General features: G+C 49.3%; 19 protein-coding genes, 27 tRNA genes and 1 pseudogene. All 47 read left to right on the forward strand.

Going from position 1 to position 21,081, the window contains the following annotated elements; genetic code table 11:
* The first annotated feature begins 106 nt into the window (after window positions 1–106).
* The 47 genes and pseudogenes from AB1757_05140 to AB1757_05370 all read left to right on the forward strand — a co-directional run bounded on the left by AB1757_05140 (window position 107) and on the right by AB1757_05370 (window position 21,079).
* The gene (locus AB1757_05140; GenBank protein MEW6126430.1) at window positions 107–586 is read left to right on the forward strand and encodes an ATP synthase F0 subunit B; all 480 of its coding nucleotides are present in this window, start codon (window positions 107–109) and stop codon (window positions 584–586) included.
* Window positions 583–1,116: an ATP synthase F0 subunit B gene (locus AB1757_05145; GenBank protein ID MEW6126431.1), complete on the forward strand. Its 534-nt coding sequence runs from the start codon at window positions 583–585 to the stop codon at window positions 1,114–1,116. The genes AB1757_05140 and AB1757_05145 overlap by 4 nt, the downstream gene beginning before the upstream one ends.
* Complete coding sequence (gene atpH, locus AB1757_05150; protein ID MEW6126432.1) at window positions 1,113–1,661, forward strand: ATP synthase F1 subunit delta; 549 nt, start codon at window positions 1,113–1,115, stop codon at window positions 1,659–1,661. Before AB1757_05145 ends, atpH begins: the two co-directional genes overlap by 4 nt.
* Before the next feature lie 81 nt (window positions 1,662–1,742).
* Window positions 1,743–3,278, forward strand: a complete 1,536-nt coding sequence (gene atpA, locus AB1757_05155; protein MEW6126433.1) for a F0F1 ATP synthase subunit alpha — start codon at window positions 1,743–1,745, stop codon at window positions 3,276–3,278.
* Between the two features lie 85 nt (window positions 3,279–3,363).
* Window positions 3,364–4,248 carry an ATP synthase F1 subunit gamma gene (gene atpG, locus AB1757_05160; protein MEW6126434.1) on the forward strand — a complete coding sequence of 295 codons (885 nt, stop codon included), beginning with the start codon at window positions 3,364–3,366 and terminating at the stop codon, window positions 4,246–4,248.
* A 108-nt stretch (window positions 4,249–4,356) separates the two neighbouring features.
* The gene (locus tag AB1757_05165) at window positions 4,357–4,845 is read left to right on the forward strand and encodes a VanZ family protein (protein ID MEW6126435.1); all 489 of its coding nucleotides are present in this window, start codon (window positions 4,357–4,359) and stop codon (window positions 4,843–4,845) included.
* Window positions 4,846–5,112: 267 nt separating this feature from the next.
* Window positions 5,113–5,322, forward strand: a complete 210-nt coding sequence (locus tag AB1757_05170) for a hypothetical protein (protein ID MEW6126436.1) — start codon at window positions 5,113–5,115, stop codon at window positions 5,320–5,322.
* Window positions 5,323–5,485: 163 nt separating this feature from the next.
* Window positions 5,486–5,569: transfer RNA gene (locus AB1757_05175), tRNA-Tyr, on the forward strand.
* A gap of 81 nt (window positions 5,570–5,650) precedes the next feature.
* A tRNA-Ser gene (locus AB1757_05180) sits at window positions 5,651–5,735 on the forward strand.
* A 2-nt stretch (window positions 5,736–5,737) separates the two neighbouring features.
* Window positions 5,738–5,822, forward strand: a tRNA-Ser gene (locus tag AB1757_05185).
* A gap of 5 nt (window positions 5,823–5,827) precedes the next feature.
* Window positions 5,828–5,904, forward strand: a tRNA-Arg gene (locus tag AB1757_05190).
* 206 nt (window positions 5,905–6,110) lie between these two features.
* On the forward strand, window positions 6,111–6,227 hold the full coding sequence (locus AB1757_05195) for an SEC-C metal-binding domain-containing protein (protein ID MEW6126437.1): 117 nt from the start codon (window positions 6,111–6,113) through the stop codon (window positions 6,225–6,227).
* Between the two features lie 46 nt (window positions 6,228–6,273).
* Window positions 6,274–6,347 (forward strand) — tRNA-Leu (locus AB1757_05200).
* Between the two features lie 16 nt (window positions 6,348–6,363).
* A tRNA-Leu gene (locus tag AB1757_05205) sits at window positions 6,364–6,446 on the forward strand.
* 70 nt (window positions 6,447–6,516) lie between these two features.
* A tRNA-Leu gene (locus tag AB1757_05210) sits at window positions 6,517–6,595 on the forward strand.
* Window positions 6,596–6,605: 10 nt separating this feature from the next.
* A tRNA-Leu gene (locus AB1757_05215) sits at window positions 6,606–6,692 on the forward strand.
* A gap of 55 nt (window positions 6,693–6,747) precedes the next feature.
* Window positions 6,748–6,825: transfer RNA gene (locus tag AB1757_05220), tRNA-Gly, on the forward strand.
* 12 nt (window positions 6,826–6,837) lie between these two features.
* Window positions 6,838–6,912, forward strand: a tRNA-Cys gene (locus AB1757_05225).
* A 28-nt stretch (window positions 6,913–6,940) separates the two neighbouring features.
* Window positions 6,941–7,168, forward strand: a complete 228-nt coding sequence (locus AB1757_05230; GenBank protein ID MEW6126438.1) for a hypothetical protein — start codon at window positions 6,941–6,943, stop codon at window positions 7,166–7,168.
* A gap of 25 nt (window positions 7,169–7,193) precedes the next feature.
* Window positions 7,194–7,269 (forward strand) — tRNA-Glu (locus AB1757_05235).
* A gap of 12 nt (window positions 7,270–7,281) precedes the next feature.
* Window positions 7,282–7,359 (forward strand) — tRNA-His (locus AB1757_05240).
* Between the two features lie 6 nt (window positions 7,360–7,365).
* A tRNA-Asp gene (locus tag AB1757_05245) sits at window positions 7,366–7,442 on the forward strand.
* Between the two features lie 72 nt (window positions 7,443–7,514).
* A tRNA-Lys gene (locus AB1757_05250) sits at window positions 7,515–7,588 on the forward strand.
* A gap of 5 nt (window positions 7,589–7,593) precedes the next feature.
* Window positions 7,594–7,683, forward strand: a tRNA-Ile gene (locus AB1757_05255).
* 89 nt (window positions 7,684–7,772) lie between these two features.
* Window positions 7,773–7,846, forward strand: a tRNA-Lys gene (locus tag AB1757_05260).
* An 83-nt stretch (window positions 7,847–7,929) separates the two neighbouring features.
* A tRNA-Met gene (locus AB1757_05265) sits at window positions 7,930–8,001 on the forward strand.
* Window positions 8,002–8,017: 16 nt separating this feature from the next.
* Window positions 8,018–8,093: transfer RNA gene (locus AB1757_05270), tRNA-Asn, on the forward strand.
* 4 nt (window positions 8,094–8,097) lie between these two features.
* Window positions 8,098–8,172, forward strand: a tRNA-Pro gene (locus AB1757_05275).
* A 7-nt stretch (window positions 8,173–8,179) separates the two neighbouring features.
* A tRNA-Ala gene (locus AB1757_05280) sits at window positions 8,180–8,253 on the forward strand.
* A gap of 15 nt (window positions 8,254–8,268) precedes the next feature.
* Window positions 8,269–8,436, forward strand: a complete 168-nt coding sequence (locus tag AB1757_05285) for a hypothetical protein (GenBank protein ID MEW6126439.1) — start codon at window positions 8,269–8,271, stop codon at window positions 8,434–8,436.
* Window positions 8,402–8,474: transfer RNA gene (locus AB1757_05290), tRNA-Ile, on the forward strand. The genes AB1757_05285 and AB1757_05290 overlap by 35 nt, the downstream gene beginning before the upstream one ends.
* 143 nt (window positions 8,475–8,617) lie before the next feature.
* Window positions 8,618–8,692 (forward strand) — tRNA-Arg (locus AB1757_05295).
* Window positions 8,693–8,697: 5 nt separating this feature from the next.
* A tRNA-Phe gene (locus tag AB1757_05300) sits at window positions 8,698–8,770 on the forward strand.
* Window positions 8,771–8,860: 90 nt separating this feature from the next.
* Window positions 8,861–8,933: transfer RNA gene (locus AB1757_05305), tRNA-Gln, on the forward strand.
* A gap of 85 nt (window positions 8,934–9,018) precedes the next feature.
* Window positions 9,019–9,092: transfer RNA gene (locus AB1757_05310), tRNA-Thr, on the forward strand.
* An 11-nt stretch (window positions 9,093–9,103) separates the two neighbouring features.
* A tRNA-Gly gene (locus AB1757_05315) sits at window positions 9,104–9,180 on the forward strand.
* Window positions 9,181–9,312: 132 nt separating this feature from the next.
* Window positions 9,313–9,385: transfer RNA gene (locus AB1757_05320), tRNA-Val, on the forward strand.
* 87 nt (window positions 9,386–9,472) lie between these two features.
* Window positions 9,473–10,039 (forward strand): HNH endonuclease, encoded by a 567-nt coding sequence (locus AB1757_05325; protein ID MEW6126440.1) that lies wholly within the window; start codon window positions 9,473–9,475, stop codon window positions 10,037–10,039.
* A gap of 123 nt (window positions 10,040–10,162) precedes the next feature.
* On the forward strand, window positions 10,163–10,363 hold the full coding sequence (locus tag AB1757_05330; GenBank protein MEW6126441.1) for a hypothetical protein: 201 nt from the start codon (window positions 10,163–10,165) through the stop codon (window positions 10,361–10,363).
* 1,678 nt (window positions 10,364–12,041) lie between these two features.
* Window positions 12,042–12,524, forward strand: a complete 483-nt coding sequence (locus AB1757_05335) for a hypothetical protein (GenBank protein ID MEW6126442.1) — start codon at window positions 12,042–12,044, stop codon at window positions 12,522–12,524.
* A 277-nt stretch (window positions 12,525–12,801) separates the two neighbouring features.
* A pseudogene (locus AB1757_05340) lies at window positions 12,802–13,704 on the forward strand (hypothetical protein).
* A gap of 69 nt (window positions 13,705–13,773) precedes the next feature.
* On the forward strand, window positions 13,774–15,582 hold the full coding sequence (locus AB1757_05345; protein ID MEW6126443.1) for an LAGLIDADG family homing endonuclease: 1,809 nt from the start codon (window positions 13,774–13,776) through the stop codon (window positions 15,580–15,582).
* Window positions 15,583–16,210: 628 nt separating this feature from the next.
* Entirely contained in the window at window positions 16,211–17,473 is a 1,263-nt protein-coding gene (locus AB1757_05350) for an SLC13 family permease (GenBank protein ID MEW6126444.1), read from the forward strand.
* 27 nt (window positions 17,474–17,500) lie between these two features.
* On the forward strand, window positions 17,501–17,881 hold the full coding sequence (locus tag AB1757_05355; GenBank protein ID MEW6126445.1) for a VOC family protein: 381 nt from the start codon (window positions 17,501–17,503) through the stop codon (window positions 17,879–17,881).
* Window positions 17,882–17,929: 48 nt separating this feature from the next.
* Complete coding sequence (locus tag AB1757_05360; protein MEW6126446.1) at window positions 17,930–18,886, forward strand: endonuclease/exonuclease/phosphatase family protein; 957 nt, start codon at window positions 17,930–17,932, stop codon at window positions 18,884–18,886.
* Window positions 18,887–18,995: 109 nt separating this feature from the next.
* Complete coding sequence (locus tag AB1757_05365) at window positions 18,996–20,273, forward strand: HlyD family efflux transporter periplasmic adaptor subunit (protein MEW6126447.1); 1,278 nt, start codon at window positions 18,996–18,998, stop codon at window positions 20,271–20,273.
* Between the two features lie 140 nt (window positions 20,274–20,413).
* The gene (locus tag AB1757_05370) at window positions 20,414–21,079 is read left to right on the forward strand and encodes an ABC transporter ATP-binding protein (protein MEW6126448.1); all 666 of its coding nucleotides are present in this window, start codon (window positions 20,414–20,416) and stop codon (window positions 21,077–21,079) included.
* Window positions 21,080–21,081: the final 2 nt, after the last annotated feature.

The following is a 21,081-nucleotide window of genomic DNA, read 5'->3' on the forward strand; positions in this document are numbered from 1 at the left end:
TCAAGCTTTCGTTTTTGCGCCTAAACTTGACACTCTTTTGCGCCGTGTGCTAGTTTTCGGGGCTTGAACTGGCGGTCAAATCATTAGATTATAGGAGTTCACGGACTTGCTCGTTTTACCGGCGTTTGCTCTCTTAGAGGAAAACATCATACAACCCAACGGCACGCTTCTGATCGTGCTCGGACTCTTTATTATCTTTGCTTTCATCTTGAACCAGATTTTGTTCAAACCGATTGGCAAAGTTCTCGATGAGCGTGAATCCTTGACCGATGGTGCCGCAGCCGAAGCCCGCGCCGCTTCACGTCAATATCAATCGCGTCTTGCCGGTTACGAAGACACCATCCGTCAGGCGCGAGCCGAAAACTACCGCAAAATTGAAGAGCAACGCAAAGCCGCGCTGGATGAGCGCCAGCAATTGATTGATGCAGCAAGAGCGCAGGCTGAAGCGGAAATCGCCAAAGCCAAAGCACAAATCGCACAAGAAGCTACGGCGGCTCGCGTGCAACTTGAAAGCGAAGCCCGCCAGATTGCCGAGCAAATCTCGCGTACCGTTCTGGGTCGCGCTGTAGGAGGTGGCAACGCTTGATTGCGCTAATGAATCTCGCCCTTTTCTCAGAAGGCGACAGTTTTCTCACTAATAAACCGCTCTGGCAAATCATTAATTTTATTGTTTTCGTTGCCATATTCATCTACCTGCTGCGCAATAAAATCGGCATCGGCAAAGTCTTCGATGACCGCGCCGCTTCCATCCGCAAAGAATTAGACAAAGCCAAAACCGAAAAAGCCGAAGCCGAGCGCAAGCTTGCCGAAGTCGAAGCGCGCCTCAGTCGCCTGGATGATGAAGTTGCACAGATGAAAGCCGAAGCCGAACGCGAAGCTGAACGCGAAGCGGCACGCATACGCGAAGCCGCAGCCGTTGACGCAGAGAAAATCAAACTCACGGCAGCGCGGGAAATCGCAGGCGCGATGAAAGATGCGCGCGCCGAACTCAAAGCTTTCGTTGCCGAAAATTCGGTAGCGACCGCCGAAGCCATAATCAGAAAAGAATTGACCGCCGCAGACAACAGTAAAATGCTTAACCAATATATTCAGGAACTCGGCGAGGTGGCGAAATGAGCATAACCACAGTTGCCCGCAGATATGCCGAAGCAGTTGCCGATGTTGCCATTGAACGCAATCAGGTTGAACAGGTCGATGCGGAGTTGAACGCTTTCGCGCAGATGGTCAAATCAAGCAAAGAATTATTTGAAGTTTTCGCCAGCCCTGTGCTTTCAAACGACCAGAAAAGCAAAGTTTTAAATGCCCTGGTTGAGCGCGCGAAACCAAGCGCCATAACCGCCAACCTGTTAAGCACAATGCTGAAAAACTATCGCTTACACTTTGTCGAAACGGTTTATGAGCAGTTCAAAAATGAAATCAACCAGCGTCGCGGTGTGGTTAAAGCCGAAGTCACCACGGCTGCGACTTTGAGCGCCGAGGATAAAAATTTACTCAGTCGCAAATTACAGGAAGTCACCGGCAAAAAGGTTGAAGTCGAATTCAAAGTTGAACCGGAAATTATCGGCGGGGTGGTCACGCGCATCGGTTCCATCGCTTATGACGGTTCGATTCGCACACAGCTTGATGCCGTGAAGCGAAAATTAAAATCGGGCGATAGATAGTTTTTAATATTCAGGGCGGTTTCTGATCGTCGAGATGAAAGAAATCATACGCGGTCTTAGATTAAAAACTCGGAGATATTTATGGAAGGTATTAGAGCGGACGAAATCAGTAAAATCATACGCCAGCAAATCGAAGGTTTTAACACAGGCGTTGAAGTCAGCGAAGTCGGCACGATTATTAAAGTCGGCGACGGTATCGCGGAAATCTTCGGACTCGAACAGGTGATGGCGGGCGAACTGCTCGATTTGCCGCACAGTGTTGCAGGCATCGCGCTTAACCTCGAAGAAGATAAAGTCGGCGCGGTCTTATTCGGCGATTACGAGAAGATTAAAGAAGGCGATACGGTGCGCCGCACCAAACGCATTATGTCCGTGCCGGTTGGCGAAGAGATGGTGGGTCGCGTGGTTGACCCGCTCGGTCGTCCGCTTGATGGTAAGGGGCCGATTAACACCACCCAGTTCAATCCGATTGAACGCATTGCGCCGGGTGTGATGGAGCGTCAACCGGTGCGCGAACCGATGCAAACCGGTTTGAAAGCCATTGACTCGATGGTGCCCATCGGTCGCGGTCAACGCGAACTCATCATCGGCGACCGCCAGACCGGAAAAACCGCCGTCGCGGTTGACACCATTATCAATTCAAAAGGCAACAACCTGATTTGTATTTACGTTGCCATCGGGCAAAAAGAATCAACCGTCGCCCAGGTGCAAAAAACACTCGAAGACGCGGGCGCGATGGAATATACCATCATCGTTGACGCCTCGGCTTCAAGCCCTGCGGCTATGCAATACCTCGCGCCTTACGCCGGATGCGCGATGGGCGAATATTTCCGCGATAGAGGCGGACACGTCCTGTGCATCTACGATGACTTATCGAAACAAGCGTGGGCGTATCGTTCAATTTCCCTGTTGCTCAGACGACCGCCGGGACGCGAAGCCTATCCGGGCGACGTTTTCTATCTGCACTCAAGACTTCTTGAACGCGCTGCCAAACTTTCGGATGCCCTGGGCGGCGGAAGCCTGACAGCATTGCCGATTATCGAAACTCAAGCGGGCGACATTTCGGCTTATATTCCGACCAACGTGATTTCGATCACCGATGGTCAAATCTTCCTCGAATCCGACCTGTTCCATTCAGGTATTCGTCCGGCAATCAACGTCGGACTGTCAGTAAGTCGCGTCGGCGGTTCGGCGCAAATCAAAGCGATGAAACAGGTCGCCGGAACCCTGCGCCTTGAACTTGCGCAATATCGCGACCTCGCGGCTTTCGCGCAATTCGCGTCTGACCTCGATAAAGCGACGCTCGCGCAATTGAACAGAGGACAGCGACTCACAGAACTTTTGAAACAACCGCAATATGCGCCAATGTCTGTCGATCAGCAGGTGCTGGTCATCTGGGCTGGAACCAATGGTTATCTCGATGACCTGGCGCTCGAAGATGTTCGCAAATTTGAGCAGGGTTTATTGAATTTCGTCGAGAATGCGCATCCGGGACTCTTGGAAAAAATCCGTGAACGGAAATCCCTGGATGACGAAATCAAAGATGGATTGAAGAAAGCGGCTAATGAATTTAAAGACCGCTTTACCGCAGACAAAGCTGCTGCTACAGCAAAATAAACGGATGTCGGTAGCCAGTAGCCGGTAGCCAGTGATTTATCTAGAAACCGGCTACCGGCTACCGATTACCGACGACTAACCTATTATGCCAAGTCTTCAAGATATACGCCGACGCATCCGGTCGGTTAAGAACTTGCAAAAGATCACCAAGGCGATGAAGATGGTCGCCGCCGCCAAGTTGCGCCGCGCGCAAGACCGCGTCGTATCGGCGCGCCCCTATGCCAACACCATGATGCGCATGCTCGGACGATTGGCGACGCGCGCTGGTGATTACAAACATCCGCTTCTCGAAGTGCGCGAATCGGATAACCATTATGTGCTGGCGCTGGTGACTTCCGATAAAGGATTGTGCGGTTCATTCAACACCAATCTCAACAAAGCCGCGCAACAATTCATTCGCAACCATCCCGGAAAACAGATTGATGTGATTGCCATTGGTCGCCGTGGACGCGATTTCTTTCGTCGTCGCGCCAATGTCGTCGGTGAATTCATCGAGGTTGAAAAACTTGCCGCCACTCATGCAGGCGCAACTCAAATTGCCCGGGAGTTGATGGAACGTTATACCGCTGAAGATTCAACCGTCGATAAAGTTTTCATTATTTATAACGAATTCAAATCGGTGCTCTCGCAACAGGTAGTCGTCAAGCAACTGTTGCCCATTGGCGCGGAAGCTTTCGCAGGTGAAGCCGACGCGAAAGAATCCGACACTCAGATAGATTACGTTTATGAACAACCGGCGGCGGATATTTTAGGGACGCTGTTGCCGCGTTATATTGAAACACAAATCTTCTATGCGATGCTCGAATCGATTGCCAGCAACCACGCAGCCCAGATGACGGCAATGGATTCGGCAACTAAAAACGCCGGTGATGTGATTGACACCTTGACGCTCAACATGAACCGCGTGCGCCAGGCTTCAATTACCCGCGAAATTATCGAAGTGGTTTCCGGCGCGCAGGCACTCGGATAACCCGCCAAGCCGTTTAAGTTTTCAAAAGGCAGAATCGGTTCAATGAAATCGGTTTTGCCTTTTTTAATTTGCATTCAAAGCCGGAAACTTTCTTGTTATGATGAGCAAATGTCAGAGCATCTCATCACCCCACAACTGACAACCGCTGAACGCCTCATTCGGTATTGGATTCCCGTAGGGCTAATGCTTTGTTTGATGTATTTGTTTTCGACAGACATTTTTTCCGGGGAAAACACCCAACGCATCATTGACTGGATTTTGGAGCTTTTAGGTAAGAATGAACAGGGACCGGAAACCGGGACTAATTTTCTGGTTCGCAAATTCGCGCATTTTTTCGAGTATGCAGTGTTAGCGATTTTATTGTTTCGCGCCTTTCGCGCCGACAGTCGCGCGCGTTGGCGCTGGGCATGGTGTGTGTATGCCTTTTCGGTTGTGGTGGTCTGGGCATTGATTGATGAACTGCATCAATCGTTCACCCGAACTCGTGGGAGTTCCATCTATGATTCGTTGCTCGATTCCGCAGGCGGTCTTTTCGCACTCGCGATGATTACGATTTATCACTTTTTCAAACGACGAAAAACTCAGACGAATGTTTGACAACTGGCGTTTAGCATTAGCTGAATGGCATCAGTAAAATCAAAATATTTTTTCCTGCAAAAAAATCTGCAATAAAAATTTTTTCGCTCATTCAAAAAACTTGAAACAAGTTTTTCCGCCCTCGCGTAAGTGAGGGTTGAAAATAGCCCGAATTTACAGGCTTTTTTGAAGATTTTTTAATTTAATCAAAAAAAGTTGTTGACATTGAAAAGCAAAAGGTTGATACTGTCGCTTCTTTTTTAACTTTCTTTGGAGAATTAAACGCAAATGTTGCTCAATGGACAAAGACAATTAGGCGAAGGTCGCGTGACCCGGATGTGGCGCGGACGGCAACTGGTTGTCGGTACATCCGTCGGGCTGAACCTCCACACGTGTTCACAACCCACGCCATCGAATATTTTATTCGTCAATTTTAATCGCATAACTAATCAGGAAACCGCGAAACCGAGTTTCACTGATTATAGCCAGATGAATTGATTCAGCGGGAGCGGCTCTCCCGCTCCCAAAATCTCGCAAAACCAGTAAGCAAACAGCGACTTTTAGGAGCGGGCAGCTTCCGAAATCTGATTCGGTAAGTTGTTTCGCTCCTTTTCGTTGTTTGACAATTTGATTCGCCTTTTTAATTCGTAAACTCGAAAGCGCCGGGTTGGCAGAATGGAATTGCGCTGGTCTGTAAAACCATTGGTCAAACGCGACCACAGAGGTTCGATTCCTCTACCCGGCATCGTTAGGAGCGTGAGGTAACTGGCAACCTGAAGGTCTCCAAAACCTTTCATCCGAGTTCAACTCTCGGCGCTCCTGTATTGGGGGGTTCGCATAATTGGTAGTGCAGCGGTCTTGAAAACCGCCGGGTCTTTAAGCCTGTAAGAGTTCGAGTCTCTTACCCTCCGTTGGAGGCGTGGGTGAATGGTAAAACCACCGGTTTGCTAAACCGGCGTCTTTGCAAGGATGTACAGGTTCGAGTCCTGTCGCCTCCGTTTCGGGACCCGTAGCTCAGTTGGATTGAAGAGCAGCTGAATACGAATCAGCAGGTCGTGGGTTCAAGTCCTACCGGGTTCATCAGTTTAAATGAAGTAGTTTCATTTCGATTTGCGGAAGATTTATTTTCAACTAAATGCCTATACCGGTATTTAGGAAATTAACGATATAGGCAACGATGGAGATTCATATGTACAAGAAAAGCAAATTTGAAGACGGCTTTTTATTTCGAGCGAAGCAGTAAGAGGCGCAAGGGCTTTAATTCGGAGACTCAAGTCAAACGTGGCATGCAATTCGTTCATAGCGAAAAAGAATTAGTTGAAAAGCTTGGTCGTAACGACCTTTGTCCTTGTGGTTCAAAACGCCGGTTTCAAGAAATGCTGTATGAAATCGGGCAGCTATGATGGTTCGCTTCGCAATTATTACTTTTAGAGAGTGACTTTAAGGGCTGCGGGTGTGGCGGAACTGGCATACGCGCAACGTTGAGAGCGTTGTTTTTGGAGGTTCAAATCCTCTCATCCGCACTGCGAGTTTATCAATGCGGAAGTGGCGAAACCGGCAAACGCAGCAGCCTTAAAAGCTGTCGCCTTCCAGGTCTGTGAGTTCGACTCTCACCTTCCGCATTCAACGAATGTTTCGTTTAACACGGTTTTTAGACAGGGCGAGAACTCGACCGTGTTAAGCGGAACGGTTGCGGGAGTGGCGGAAGCAGGCATACGCGACAGACTCAAAACCTGTTCTTTTGTGGGTTCAACTCCCACCTCCCGCACCAACCGAATGACGCGGAAGTGGCGAAACCCGGTAAACGCACCGGTCTTAGAAACCGGCGTCCGCCTGTGACATTGCGGGTTCGACTCCCGCCTTCCGCATTCGTAAGTGGCACGAAACCGGCTTCCACAGCCGCTTTCAAGGCAAAGGCATTGAGTGGATGTAGCTCAGACAGGCAAGAGCACAGGTATGCCACACCTGAGGTCGCGAGTTCAAATCTCGTCATCCACTCCACAACAAATTCACGCGCGTGTAGCCAAGATGGTTTAAGGCGTGGCTCTGCAAAAGCCATCATCGTGAGTTCAACTCTCACCACGCGCTCTGAAATTCAGGAAAGGAATAAAAGCCCATGGCAGTTTTGCAAATTGTAATTTCCACGTTCGCTGAAGTCCTTCGTGTTCGCGCACTGTCATTTGCTTTTACCCGGATTCCGGAAAGGAGGAATAAACAGCATGGTTTTCGATACGACGATTGTTTTGTTCATTGTGAAAGTATTGGCGAAGCTGGTGATGTGGTTGATCAGTTGTTTGTTTCTCCTGATTCAATACCTGTTCTAAGTCACACACACCTGGCATAAAACTTTTGCAGGGTGACGTAGTCGTGGGGCGTTATGCAAGCGGTCAAGCGACGTGGCTTTCAATCACGTTTTCGCGGGTTCGAGTCCCGCACGCCCTGCCAAATATTTTAATGGTGAATGTAGCTCAGAAGACTTAGAGCACACGTCTGTGGAACGTGCGGTCGCGGGTTCGAGTCCCGTCATTCACCCCAGCTTGCGGAGGCGTAGCTTAGTCCGGCAAAGCAGCGGATTGTCGATCCGAAGAGCGTGGGTTCAAATCCCATCGTCTCCGCCAAATTTTGTGATTTCCTTGAAACCGGCTCTCGTAGCTGGTTTCAAGGTAGCCAAAGTTTTGAAATTGTAACGCGGATCGGTAACTCAACTGGCGAGAGTAGCTGACTCTTAATCAGATGGCTGTGAGTTCAAGTCTCACCCGATCCACTCGCGCCCCTGTAGTTTAACTGGCAAAACAGCAGTCTTATAAGCTGCAAGCACCGGATCAGTGCGCGATTCGAGTTCAAATCTCGACAGGGGCATTACTGAAAGTGATGAGTAATGAGTGATGAGTAATGAGTGATGAGTAATGAGTCTTAATGACGTAGTTCGTTGAACCGATTTGCAATCCGGGTTGGTAGCTCAGTCGGCTAGAGCAAGCGCCTTTTAAGCGCGAGGTCGTGAGTTCAAGTCTCACCCGACCCATTTTAAAGAAAGGGAGATGGAGAGAGCAGGAGAAAGGAAATTCATTGAATTCCCTAAAGCCTGAATCCTCAATGCTAATTTTCGGCGGAGTAGTTCAGCAGCAGAACAGGGGTCTCATAAGCCTCATGTCGCAGGTGCAAATCCTGCCTCCGCAATTGGTTTGAAATCTGTTCCGGTGTAACTCAGTCGGCAGAGTATCCGCTTGTTAAGCGGGAAGTCGCTGGTTCGAGTCCAGCCGCCGGAGCCAGTTTCGGGGAGTAGCTCAGTCGCGCAAGAGCACACGGCTTGGGACAGTGAGGTCGCTGGTTCGAGTCCAGTTTCCCCGACTTTCCTGGGGTAGTAGCTCAATTTGGCAGAGCGCTGCGCTTGCAACGCAGAGGCTGTCGGTTCAAATCCGACCTATTCCACTGACGAAGTAAAAAGTGAAAAGGCAAAAGCGCAAAGAAAAAATTACCAAGCCAAAAGCGCAGGCAAAGGTTTCGGGTACTTCGGCAAACGCAATGGCAAAAGCTCAAGAATACTTTTTACTTTTACCTTTTGACTTTTTACTTATCTTGGAGCGTAGCTCAGTGGTAGTAGCACCCGGCTGATAACCGGGAGGTCAAGAGTTCAACTCTCTTCGCTCCAATTCGGTTGCCTCGCTGACCTGAGCATCAAGCGATGCTCGCGCACGGTACGGGCATTCCTCCTCCGTACCGTGCGAGCTTGGGGCTTTGATTGGTTAATTGATTAACGGTTTACCGATTAACTAATTTCGATAATTGAAATCTTCGGGGCGTAGTTCAGCGGAATGAGAATGCCTGTCTTCTAAACAGGAGGTTGAAGGTTCAAATCCTTCCGCCCTGATTTACGGTTGGATAGCTCAGTTGGAAGAGCATCGGTCTGAAAAGCCGAGTGTCGGCGGTTCGATTCCGCCTCCAACCACTGAATAAACGCAAAAGGCAAAAGTTAAAATGCAAAAGGCAAAAATAGTTTACGGGCTTATACTTTTACCTTGTTACTTTTGCTTGCTGGTGCGGAGTAGCGTAATTGGCAACGCGCTCGGCTTTGAACCGAGAGAGTACAGGTTCGATCCCTGTCTCCGCAGTCAACGCTTTCGGTTTGGCGAAACTGAGAAACGTTTTGAAGACGCCCATTCACTGAGGCGTCCGCCACCGAAAGCCTATAAAATTGCCGATGTAGCTCAGCAGGTTAGAGCAACGGTTTCGTAAATCGTAGGTCGTGAGTTCGACTCTCACCATCGGCTTTTTGAAAATCGCAGGTGTAGCTCAGCCTGGTTTAAGAGCGCGAGTCTTCCAAACTCGAAGCCGTGAGTTCAAATCTCACCACCTGCTTTGCAAGAAAGCAAAAGGCAAATTGCAAAAGGCAAAAGGCAAAAGTTAAGCTGCAAAATTGTCTTTGACCATAAATGTATAAACAGGATTTTTGCCTTTTGATTTTTAACTTTTGCCTTTTGCCTTCACTCGGGTCGGATAGCTCAATCGGTGGAGCGCCGGTCTTACAAACCGGAGGTCGAAGGTTCGATTCCTTCTCCGATCATTAAAAAAGCTAGTAAATTCGGGCTTTTTTATAGCAAGATGGCGAATCAAAGGTCGTTCTTACGAGGTAAATGAAATGAGTTGGAGTATGAAAAGAGAAAAACAGATGATGCCAATGACCAGAAAAGTTTTGCTTTTGAATGCCTCATACGAGCCGCTCGGCATCATCAGCGCGCCGCGCGCACTCCGCCTCGTGTGGAAAGAAGCGGCACAGGTCATTGAACTCGACGGCGACCGCGTGTTGCGTTCACCGCGCTTTGTTTTTCCTTTGCCTTCGGTGGTGCGTCTGGTTGAGTACATCAACCTGCACAAAAAGCGCCAGGGACGGGTCGCGAATATGCGCGCCAGCATCATCGCGCGTGACCGGCATCGTTGCCAGTATTGCGGCACAAAAGGCACAGCGTTTGAACTGACGCTTGACCACATTATGCCGCGTTCACGTGGCGGCGCGTCGGTTCCTGAAAACCTCTGCGCAGCTTGCAAGATTTGCAATCAACGCAAAGGCGACCGCACGCCGGAAGAAGCCAGAATGCCGCTACTTGCAAACCCCAGCGCCTTGCGTTATGGCTTGGACAAAGCAGCGATTTACGCGGCAGCCGAAAAGCGTCCCGAATGGCGCAAATATTTGTTCCTCGAAGACGCCATGACAGCTTAGGAATGAGTCTGCGGTCTTTCAACTGCTGTGCAATAAACCGAGGCGTTTATCACGCATCGCGGATACAACGACTCAGGACTCCAGACTCTCGACTCCAGACTTCTGCAAAGGAGGTAAACGAAAATGGTTCACGTACGTTTTGAAGGTCGTTCATACGATTTCAAGGAAGTTCAACTCGGTGTGCTTGCCGGTATGAACGATGCGCAAATCAAATCACAACTTGCGCGTCACTTTGATGTGGCAATCAACCGTTTCGATTTTTATGTGGTTGATCGCACCCCAGCAGGCGATTTCATTATCCGTCCTGAAGCGGTGTACGGATAAACAAGTTAAAAGTAAAAAGTAAAAAGGCAAAGTGGGTGACATTTAATGAACGCCCACTTTTGCCGACCGAATTCGCTGACCAGACTTTTTACTTTTACCTTTGCACTTTTGCCTTTTTATTTTTCCGCGCCCCGACCTTTGAAGCTTACATACTTGCAAGGTTCTCTGAGGTGTTGGTTCGACTCCTTCGTCCCCGATTCACTTGACGGGGAGTAGCTTAATTGGCAGAGCACAGGGGGAAAAATATGACTGGCTTTTCTAACTTGCGCGGAGATGCACTGATTTTAATTTTTGATTTTTAGTGGTTTTATTGATTGCAGTTTTTATCGAATTTTATTGGTTCTTTGAATGAATTGAATTTCACGCTCGCGCCCCGACCGGCGAGGCTTACATACATGGATAAACCAATCTGAAAAATTGGCTGACAGGTTCGATTCCTGCCATCTCCACCACAATCAGGGGATGATTAAAAACAGCCTTTCAAACTTGCGCGAGCATGATTTTGTGAAGAGGTGACAAGGTGAAGAGGTGTAGAGGTGATGAAGAAAGACGACATCACCCCTTCTCCCCTTCATCTTAAAATTTCCGCGCCCCAACCGGCGAAGCTTACACACATCCCGCTTATAACGGGGAGGTCGCGGGTTCGATTCCCGTCGGGTGCTTTTGATTTATGCACCCGTAGCTCAGTGGATAGAGCGCCAGTGAACAACAGCTTTTCTAACTTGCGCGGATTTGCACTTATATTTTTTTTGTTTTGCAATTTTGTTCTTTGAAAAATTTTTGAATGATTGAGTTAAAGATTTTCCCGCGCCCTGACCGGGCGAGCTTACATACCGTCCAAGTTTGCCAGGCTCTTCCAACTTGCGCGGAGACTCAAAAACTCAAAGGGTTTATCCCGCGCCCTGACACGCAAGGCTTACACACTTAACTGGTACACGCATCGAGCAGAAACCTCGACGGTCGCAAGACCTTGTGAGTTCAAATCTCACCAAAAGCCCAGGCTTTTGTGGCGAAAATAAGCAAATGCCTTTCAAACTTGCGCGGGAATTTCGATATCTGGAAAGTAAAAAGTCAAAAGGCAAAAGTAAAAACCTATTGCGGTAACTTTTTATTTTTACCTTTTAACTTTTTCTTTCGCATCGCGTCTGCGCCCTGACCCGCAAGGCTTACATACTGGTAAAAACCAATCTCCAAAATTGGTCATGTAGGTTCGATTCCTATCCTGCCCCGCCAAATTTATGGGGCAGCTTAAAAAGCACAGCCTTTCAAACTTGCGCGGACGCGATTCGGCTTTGAAGAGGTGAAAAGGTGTAGAGGTGAAGAGGTGAAGTCATGGGGTCGTGATTCACCCGTTCACCCCCTCACCCTTTCACCTTTTCGTCATTTTTGCCGCGCCCCAACCGGTAGGGCATACATACCCCACCAAAACAACCAACGAGGTGCGTGTAAAGGGAAACATGCTGCAAGCCTGAGACCTGATAGCAGGCAACAAACTGCCCTTTCAACTTGCGCGGTAAGTATTAAGGACTGAGTGCTGAGGACTGAGGCGCTGAAGTCGGAACGATGAACGATGAGCAGAAGAGTTGAATCTTTATTTTATCGTTTATCATTTCGCCTTCAGATTTCATACTTTCTTTGGCTCAGTCCTCAGCACTCAGCACTCATAAAGGAGAAACCCATGCTGGATACTATTGCAGTCACAATCGAACCGGTGGATACGATTAACACCACAGAGCCTTATCATGACACCAGCGAACTCGAACGCCTCATTGCGGCATTTGAAGCCTGTTCCTTGCCAAAACCCAAATGGACACATCAGGCGCATTTGATGGTCGCGCTCTGGTACAACCTCCACTACGACCCGGAACCGGCACTCAATAAAGTGCGTGAAGCGATTTTAGCGTACAACGCAGCCACCGGCACACTACAAACACCGACCGGCGGTTATCACGAAACGATGACGATCTTCTGGATGTGGGCAGTTCGCGCGTATCTTGCAGGCGCAAACGAAAAGACTTCGATAGTTGAATTGGCAAACGGACTATTAAGGAGTAAATACGCCGAGAGAAAATTTCCATTTGTATATTACAGCGCCGAACGCTTGTTTTCGTGGGACGCGCGAACCGCGTGGATGGAACCGGATATAGGACCATTGAAATGAGTCGAGAGTCAGGAGTCTGGAGTCGAAATAAGAAAGTATGAACGATGAACGATGAACAGTTCAGTGCTTCTTTTTGTTCATCGTTCATCGTTCATACTTCATCGTTTCCGAAGGAGAAACCATGTTCACTTTAATTGTCGAACTCATCAAACAACTGTTTGAACCAACGCCACAACCAACGCCGCAACAAACGGTTGCGCCGCGCCCGACGCCAACGCAAAATAACCGCGCCGGATTTCAACAAACGATAACCAATGGGAGAACTGAAATGACGACGATGAACAATGCAGAGCGCGATGTGCGTATGGAAATTTTAAACAGTTTGCTCACCACGCCGCACCGTGAACTCGAAAAAGTCGCGGCGCTGCACGATGATATGCTGAAGCGTGACCCGATTTTCTACGGTCACCTTGCGGTCTGGTATCAAGCCAACGGTGATGTGCGCGACCACAAAGAGGTGTTCGTTGCCAACTTACTTACGAGCACGATAGCTGACCACCGCGACGCGGGCTTCGTAATGTTGCAGGAATTTCCGCCTTATGAAGTAGCCCGTGTGGTTGATTTCATGAAGACGCACAAAGGCAAAGTGCCGCGTTCAGCGCGCACGGCGGTGACCAAGTATTTGCGCAAACGCGAAAGCGATGCGGCATTCTTCGACCGCGCCGCGCTTCGTGGTCGCAAAGCCATGAAACACCTCTATGCGACCTTGCACATCAAGCCAAATGAACGCGCCGAACAGGTGTTGTTCAAAGGCGCGCCGCCGGAAGACAGCCTCGCTTACGCGCTCAAGTTGTTAGCCATTGCCGACACGCCTCTCGCGCAGGCGCAAATCATCGTGGAGAAAAAAATTCCTTACACGATTGCCATCGGCGCGGTAAAGCAGGTGACGCCAACGGTGCTCGTAGCATTGATTAACGCGATGACGCCGCAAGAGGTCATCAACAATTTGAATTCGCTCAAATCTCGCGGCGCGTTCGAGAATGGCGAAGTCAAAGCCTTGATTGATGAAAAACTTGCAGAGGCGGCAAAGTCCGACAGAGTTGCGGCGCTCAAGACGCGCGTAGCGGCTGATGCAGCAGACCTCGATGCCGAAACCGTTGAACGCTTGAACAAGATTGCCGACACGCAGGTAAAGAAGCGCGGCAAAATTTCAAAGCCTACGGCATTGCTGGTTGACAAGTGTGTAACCGGAGACACGCTTATTTGCACAGAACATGGGTTGCTCCCTATCTCAAGCCTTGTGCCATCCGTGCAAGATGGGGTTACGGAAATCGGGCTTGATTTAACCGTGGCAACGCGCAGCAGCATGGCACAAGCCACAAAGCTATTTTTGAACGGCAGGAAACCTGTCCGATATATTGAAACGGAAAAAGGTTTTCGACTTGGCGCATCATTGAATCACCCGATTCTTTGCTACAACCCGGCAGATGCAAGATTGCTGTGGCGAAAAGCAGAAGCTTTGCAGGCAGGGGATTATATTGCATTGCGACGTAACACACGCTGTTTTGGTGAAGATGTTTCTTTTGCAGATTACAAGCCTAAAGAAGCTTATCAACCAACAGAAGTAAAGTTGCAAGTGCCACGCCGTATGACTCCTGAATTAGGCAGATGGTTAGGCTATGTGGTTGCTGAAGGACGTATTCACTTCCGTCCCGCTGTAGTTGAGTTCTGCAATAGCGATGAGCAATTGATGGAAGATTTCTGTAGATTGTCTTTGGAGTTGTTTAGCATAAAGGCAAAAGTGATGGAAAGAAACAATTGCCAAAGCGCTGGTGTGCAATCAGAAAGCTTAGTTTATTTCTTGTGGGATGCCATTGGCTTGAAGAAAGGTCGGGCAAGAGATTACATCGTTCCACTATCAGTTTTGAGGTCGTCTGAAAAAACGCAACGCGAATTTTTGCGCGGCTACTTTGCAGGCGATGGCGGACTGATGAATCGCAGAGCAGGCGTTCTTGCGGCTACTTCCACATCCGCGCGATTGCTTAGAGAGATTCAAGTGATGTTACTCAACTTTGGCATTGTCAGCCGTCTTAAATCATTTCGTAGTCAAGCCACAAACGGCAGTCGTTTGCTTCGTTCCTACTGGCGATTAACCATTGGCGGTTCCGATGCGCTGCGATTTGTGAATGAGATTGGCTTTGCATCTATCGCCAAGCAAGAAGAAGTTACGGATGCTGTAGCTGGCGCTCACACATTAACTTGGTCTGCTCGTTGGGATTCCGTACCGGGCTTGGCGCAAGCTACAATGGATACGCTTGGACGCGGAGCATCTCATCAATTGCGACAATTCTTTCCAACCGTAGCTTGCTTTAAAGGTAATGCCAAAAATCATCGCGTTCCCACTGATTTATTGTCATCCATTTTTGCAGCATACCCTTCGTTCACATCTGTCGGCGATATTGGAGAAATCGCTGATTCCCAGCTTTTCCTGGATGTTGTTGGCAAAATTGAAGAAGGTGAGGAGTCAGTATATGACCTTTGTGTACCTGACGGACATTCATTCATCAGTAATGGAATTGTCAGCCATAATTCCGGCTCGATGACCGAAGCCATCGAAGTGGGTAAGCAAATTGCTGCGTTAGTGTCGGGCATTACCGAAGCTGATTTGTTTGTCTATGCGTTTGACAACATCGCTTACCCGATCAAGGCAAAAGGCAACGAGTTGTCGGATTGGGAGCGCGCTTTTCAAGGCATACTTGCGGCAGGCGCAACCAGTGTCGGTGCGCCGGTTGAAGTGATGCGGCTCAAAAAACAAGCGGTTGAACAATTCATCATCGTGACGGACGAAGGCGACAACACCGCGCCGCTCTTCCACGATGCTTATGAAGCGTACCGTCGCGATATGCAGCTTGCGCCAAGCGTGTTGATTGTGAAGGTCGGAAGTTCCAGCACCTACATGGAACACAACCTTCGCGGTCGCAGCGTGCAGTTCGATACGTTCAGCTTTGCGGGCGATTACTATTCATTGCCAAACTTGATTCCGATGCTCTCGCGTCCATCAAGACTTGAGCTATTGATGGAAATTCTCGAAACGCCTCTCCCGGAGCGCGTGAGTTAGGAATAATCAATAAACCTGCATAGAAAATTTCAAACTTTCATGCAGGTTTTATTGATCAAAATGCGCTGGAGGCGCTTTGGAAATCGGCATTGAACAGTGCGCGTTCGGCATTCTTCCGCGATCAGAATGCGCCGGAGGCGCTTTGGAAATTAGCCTGTGGTGAAGCCACAGGAAATTTGTTCTAACATCACGCCCTGAAGGGGCGCAGGATTTTACCGCAATCCTTTGCCCTTTCAGGGCGAGAAATTTTTTGTAATATTGCCAACCTGTGGCTTCACCACAGGCTAATTTCCTTTGCCACTTCGTGGCATTTTTAGTTCAAGACGATTCAGGCAACCACAAGGGTTTTGCCTCTACAATTATTTCTTTCAACTAAAACCAAATCACCAACTCGCCTCACTGATGCCTCATACAAAAATCCAATTAACCCGATTGCTCATTTTGTTTGCGAGCTTGAATCGCTTATGATGTGCCCTCACGATAACGGTTTGCAAAATGATTACTAAGGTTGAACAAGCGGTCAAAGACCGCTCTCTCAACAGAGGATGGGTAACCTCAATTGCAAACCGCTATAGATTAAAAATTATTTCAGCAACTTGCAGTCGAAAACGGTTCAAGGAGACGGGATTTGAATCTTGCGTTGATTTCTCTGCTGGCGTTGTTTGTTGCCATTCTTGTAAGCATTATTTCGCGCCGCAATGTGGGACTGTTGTCCATCGCAATGGCGTTTATCGTCGGCGTCTTTTTCGGCAAATTGAAACTCGCGGAAGTCATCGCCGGTTTTCCCGTCAGCATGTTCTTAACCCTCGTCGGCATCACTTTGCTGTTTTCGCAAGCCAATGTCAACGGCACGCTCGATAAACTCTCGCATCTGGCTGTAACCCTTGCGCGCGGCAATGCCGGAGCCATTCCGGTCATCTTCTTTTTCTTCGCTCTCCTGGTCGCGTCGATTGGTCCCGGCAATGTCGCCGCCACGGCTTTGCTTGCGCCGATTGCGATGGCGGTTGCCGGTCGCGCTCGTGTCCCGGCGTTTTTAATGGCAATCATGCTTTGTAACGGGGCAAGCGCCGGAGCCTTTTCACCATTTGCGCCGACCGGCATCATCGCCAAAGAGTTAATGTCAAAAGCCGGACTGCAGGGCTTCGAGTGGCAGAATTATCTCAACACCCTGGTCGCGCAATCCTTCGTCGCCTTCGTCGGTTATTTCACCCTCGGCGGGTTAAAACTTTTCACCCGTCACAAAACCGCAGACCGTGAAGTCACGGACACCGCGCAACACAAGGTTGAATCATTCGACGGCAAACAAAAACTGACGCTGGCGATTATCGCAATGCTTGTGCTCACGGTAATCGTTTTAAAAATTGATGTGACGGTTGGCGCATTTATTGGCGTAGCGATTTTATCGCTCGCGCAGGTCGCTGATGAAAAACGCGCCATCAAAGAGATGCCGTGGAATGCCATCCTGATGGTGTGCGGCGTCACTTTGCTGGTTGCGATACTCGAAAAATCGGGCGGCATGGATTTATTCACGGGATTGCTGGCGCGCATCTCTACGCAAAAGACCATCACCGGAAGCATCGCATTTGTAACCGGCGTGATTTCGGTTTACAGCAGTTCATCGGGCGTCGTCCTGCCGGCATTCCTTCCCACGATTCCCGGACTTGTGGAAAAACTCGGCGGCGGCGACCCGCTGCATATCGCTTATTCAATCAATGTCGGCGCGCACCTCGTAGATGTTTCGCCGCTTTCGACGCTCGGCGCATTGTGCATATCGAATGCGGCAGAGAGCGAAAATCGCGGCGCGCTGTTTAACTGGATGCTCGCGTGGGGACTTTCGATGAGCATTGTCGGCGCGATTGTTTGCTTTGTCTTTTTCGGCTTATTACAGTGAAAGTGAGAAAAATTTTTGGAGGTTGTGATGCGGCTCAATCAAGTTACAGTTCACGTTACGGATGTGTATCGGTCGTTTGAATTTTATAAAGGTCTGGGACTCATTCCCATTGTTGGCGGACTCGATCATTACGCGCGGTTTCTTTGTCCCGATGGCGATTCGACTTTTTCGATTGAACGAATCAACGAAGGCAAACCGCATTCAACCACGGCGGTCTATTTCGAGTGCGATAACCTTGATGAGAAGGTTAGGGAACTTAAAAACCAGGGTTACAGTTTTCAAGAAGACCCGACGGATAAAAGCTGGCTCTGGCGCGAAGCCTATTTGAAAGACCCCGACGAAAACTTAATCTGCCTGTTTTATGCCGGTGAAAACCGCACCAATCCACCTTGGCGAATAAAAGAGTAGCCTGGCAACAGGGATTACCTTAGACTGGGCGCAGGTAATCAGAAGTAAATGAAGAAGTATTTTTCCGTCGCCCGAATTTTAAGTTTGGTTTTTGTTGCAAGCGTTCTTGTTCGCCTCACCATCAAAGACCGCTTCATTGGTTTTTCAACCTGGTATTACATTACGCCCTGGTCATTGCTTGCTGGGTTGAGTCTTATCATCAGCGCGCTCTACGCGCAAAAACGGAGGTTCAGGTTTGCGCTCTTGTTTTGGTTGCTAGCCATTGCGACCTGCGTGTGCTGGCTTGCAAACGGCTATCGTCGGCAGGCGCCGACCGCCGTACCCGAAGCCATTAAACTCATGTTCTGGAACGCCGACCACGCGCGTTACGGCATCGGCAAAGCCATCGTTCAGGTGCAGGACGTAGATGCAGACATCGTTTGCCTTGTTGAAGCCGGAAGAGAAAAAGAGATTAAAGAGGAATGGAAAAAAGCTTTCGCCTATCAAACAGTCAAATTATTGTTTGGCGAAATGCTGCTCACCACCAAAGGCAAAATCATTGAAAAAAATTCCAACGATCTGGCAGCAGGCGGCAGATACAACTGGATAAAACTGGCAATTAAAAATACGGAGGTATCGATTATTCTCGTTGATATTCCGCCCGACCCGCTGCAATCGCGCGCCCCTGCATTCGCCGAACTCGAAAAAGTCATCGCCCTGCACAGCGCAGAAAATCTCATCATCGTGGGCGATTTCAACACGCCCGGCGATTCCGTTCATTTTGCGCCGCTCAGAGAAAATTTCAATAATGCATTCGAGGTGAGTGGCGAAGGCTTTTCCGCAACCTGGCCCCTGCCTGTGCCGCTGCTTGCGATTGATCACATCTGGACGAAAAAGAATTTCGCGGTTTATGAAACTACCCTATTGCCTTCGTGGTCTGACCATCGCGCCTTGGTCACCTATGTTGCGCTTATGAATGATGCCAACCTTTCAGCAACAGAGTCACAGTCAAAGACCGCTCCCTAAACCCGCGCGACAGAGTGTCCGGTAGCGTACATTCGCTGTACATTGGTGTACACAAACCCCCGCAAAACAATTAATCCGCCCCAGAAAAATCAACACTTTAACGACCTGCTTGGATGGCGCGACGATTGCCACACCCTGGCGTATGGATAGAGAGATTGATCGCGGTTTTCGCAACCGGCAACTCATCAAACGGCTGTTGATTTTGCTGTTCGTCATTTCGTTTGTTGTCGCGGGATTCGTTTACGCGCCACGGTTGATGAAAGCGTCCATCAACCGTTCGCGCATTCGTACTGCTCGCGTCGAGGCGGGTGCAATCGAAGCAACCATCAGCGCGTCCGGAACCGTGGTGCCGGAATTCGAGCAGGTCATCTCCAGTCCGATCAATGCGCAGGTGAAAAAGATTTTGAAACGCGCCGGTGACGGTGTCCGCAAAGGCGAGCCGATTCTTGAACTCGATGTCAACGAATCGGTGCTGGCGGTTGAAAAAATCAATCAGCAAATGGCTTTGAAACAGAATCAACAGGCGAAAATCAAACTCGATTTACAGACCGCGCTTGCCGATTTGCAAAGTCGCTGGGAAATCAAAAATCTCGAATACAAATCCGCCCGCGCTGCAACCGCGCGCAATCGCAATCTCGCAAAACAAGGATTGCTTTCCGAAGAGAAATTGCGCGAAGCTGAACTTCAAGAAGAAAAAGCCGCATTTGAACTCAAACAACTCGAACAATCAAAACTGAATGCCGAACAATCAACCCGCACGCAAATCGAAGGTTTGGTTCTGGAAATGCAGACCCTTGAAAAAGAGCGTAACGAAGCGGCGCGACAACTCGAACTTGCGACCACCAAAGCCGACCGCGACGGGGTCTTGACCTGGGTCGTTACCGAAGAAGGCGCGATAATTCAGAAAGGCGCAGTCATTGCGCGCATTGCTGACCTCAATTCGTTTCAGGTCAACGCGACTTACTCGGATATTCACGCCGGAAACATTACGGCGGGAATGCCTGCGAGCATCAAAATAAACGACGATTATTTGCAGGGCACCGTCGCAAGCATTCTGCCGACCGTAAAAGACGGCACCATCACCGCCGCTATCACTTTGAAAGACAAATCCAGCGCCCTATTAAAAGCCAATCTGCGCGTCGATGTGTTGATTGTGACAGATAAAAAAGACCGCGTGTTGCGGATTAAAAAAGGTCCCGCGATTACCGCAGATGGGGTGCGCGAGTTGTTCATAGTTCGCGGCGATGTGGCAGTGAAAACCCCGGTTAAATTCGGCATCGCCAGTTTCGATAATTGTGAAATCGTCGAAGGACTCTATGAAGGCGATGAGGTCATCATTTCCGACATGGGCGAGTACCAGCATTTGCAAGAGATCAAGCTGAAATAGATTTTAAAGTTTGATGGCAAAGACTTGAAATTGGCTACAGGAGTCGGTTTCAGGGAAACCAATAACTTACAGGAGAGAAGATGGAAAGCGCATCCGTACAAGTTAAAGAAGAATTTTCAGCCAATCAACAAACCCGGAATATGATTCAACTCGAAAATATTGAAAAGGTTTATCGCACCTCGAAGATTGAAACCGTGGCGCTCAGCAACGTCAACCTCGCGGTCAAAGAAGGCGAGTTCATTTCGATTATGGGACCATCCGGTTCCGGTAAAAGCACCCTACTGAATGTCATAGGCTTACTGGACGCGCCAAGCGGCGGCAAAGTGGTTATCAACAATAACCGCATCACGTCTTATGCGGATCGCGCACTGGCGCGGGTTCGCAACGAGGAAATCGGTTTTGTCTTTCAAACTTTTCACCTGATCAGCGACCTGTCAGTGGTTGACAACGTCGAACTGCCTTTGCTCTACCGTCGTCTGTCGAATGGCGAACGGCGCAAACACGCGCTCAAGGCGCTGGAACGTGTGGGGCTGGCGTCGCGAGTTCACCATTTTCCTTCGCAACTTTCGGGCGGGCAACAACAGCGCGTAGCGATTGCCCGCGCCATCGTCGGTAATCCGCGCATCCTGCTTGCCGATGAACCGACGGGCAATCTCGATTCACAGATGGGCGATGAGATTATGGACATTTTGCATGACCTCAACCGCAATGAAAAAACCACGGTGGTGATGGTCACACACGACCCGCGCCAAGCCGATAAAACCGAACGCATCGTCAGACTGTTCGATGGGCGGCAGGTGAATTAGCC

The organism is Acidobacteriota bacterium (assembly GCA_040754075.1).
Taxonomy (GTDB): domain Bacteria; phylum Acidobacteriota; class Blastocatellia; order UBA7656; family UBA7656; genus JBFMDH01.

What these genes read in the sequence shown, in the direction of transcription:
- atpA (MEW6126433.1), top strand. Translation starts at nt 1,743, where the DNA reads ATGGAAGGTATTAGAGCGGACGAAATCAGTAAAATCATACGCCAGCAA.
- AB1757_05330 (MEW6126441.1), top strand. Translation starts at nt 10,163, where the DNA reads ATGGTTCACGTACGTTTTGAAGGTCGTTCATACGATTTCAAGGAAGTT.
- AB1757_05370 (MEW6126448.1), top strand. Translation starts at nt 20,414, where the DNA reads ATGATTCAACTCGAAAATATTGAAAAGGTTTATCGCACCTCGAAGATT.
- AB1757_05355 (MEW6126445.1), top strand. Translation starts at nt 17,501, where the DNA reads ATGCGGCTCAATCAAGTTACAGTTCACGTTACGGATGTGTATCGGTCG.
- AB1757_05170 (MEW6126436.1), top strand. Translation starts at nt 5,113, where the DNA reads ATGTTGCTCAATGGACAAAGACAATTAGGCGAAGGTCGCGTGACCCGG.
- AB1757_05195 (MEW6126437.1), top strand. Translation starts at nt 6,111, where the DNA reads ATGCAATTCGTTCATAGCGAAAAAGAATTAGTTGAAAAGCTTGGTCGT.
- AB1757_05325 (MEW6126440.1), top strand. Translation starts at nt 9,473, where the DNA reads ATGAAAAGAGAAAAACAGATGATGCCAATGACCAGAAAAGTTTTGCTT.
- atpH (MEW6126432.1), top strand. Translation starts at nt 1,113, where the DNA reads ATGAGCATAACCACAGTTGCCCGCAGATATGCCGAAGCAGTTGCCGAT.
- AB1757_05335 (MEW6126442.1), top strand. Translation starts at nt 12,042, where the DNA reads ATGCTGGATACTATTGCAGTCACAATCGAACCGGTGGATACGATTAAC.
- AB1757_05230 (MEW6126438.1), top strand. Translation starts at nt 6,941, where the DNA reads ATGGCAGTTTTGCAAATTGTAATTTCCACGTTCGCTGAAGTCCTTCGT.
- AB1757_05165 (MEW6126435.1), top strand. Translation starts at nt 4,357, where the DNA reads ATGTCAGAGCATCTCATCACCCCACAACTGACAACCGCTGAACGCCTC.
- atpG (MEW6126434.1), top strand. Translation starts at nt 3,364, where the DNA reads ATGCCAAGTCTTCAAGATATACGCCGACGCATCCGGTCGGTTAAGAAC.
- AB1757_05360 (MEW6126446.1), top strand. Translation starts at nt 17,930, where the DNA reads ATGAAGAAGTATTTTTCCGTCGCCCGAATTTTAAGTTTGGTTTTTGTT.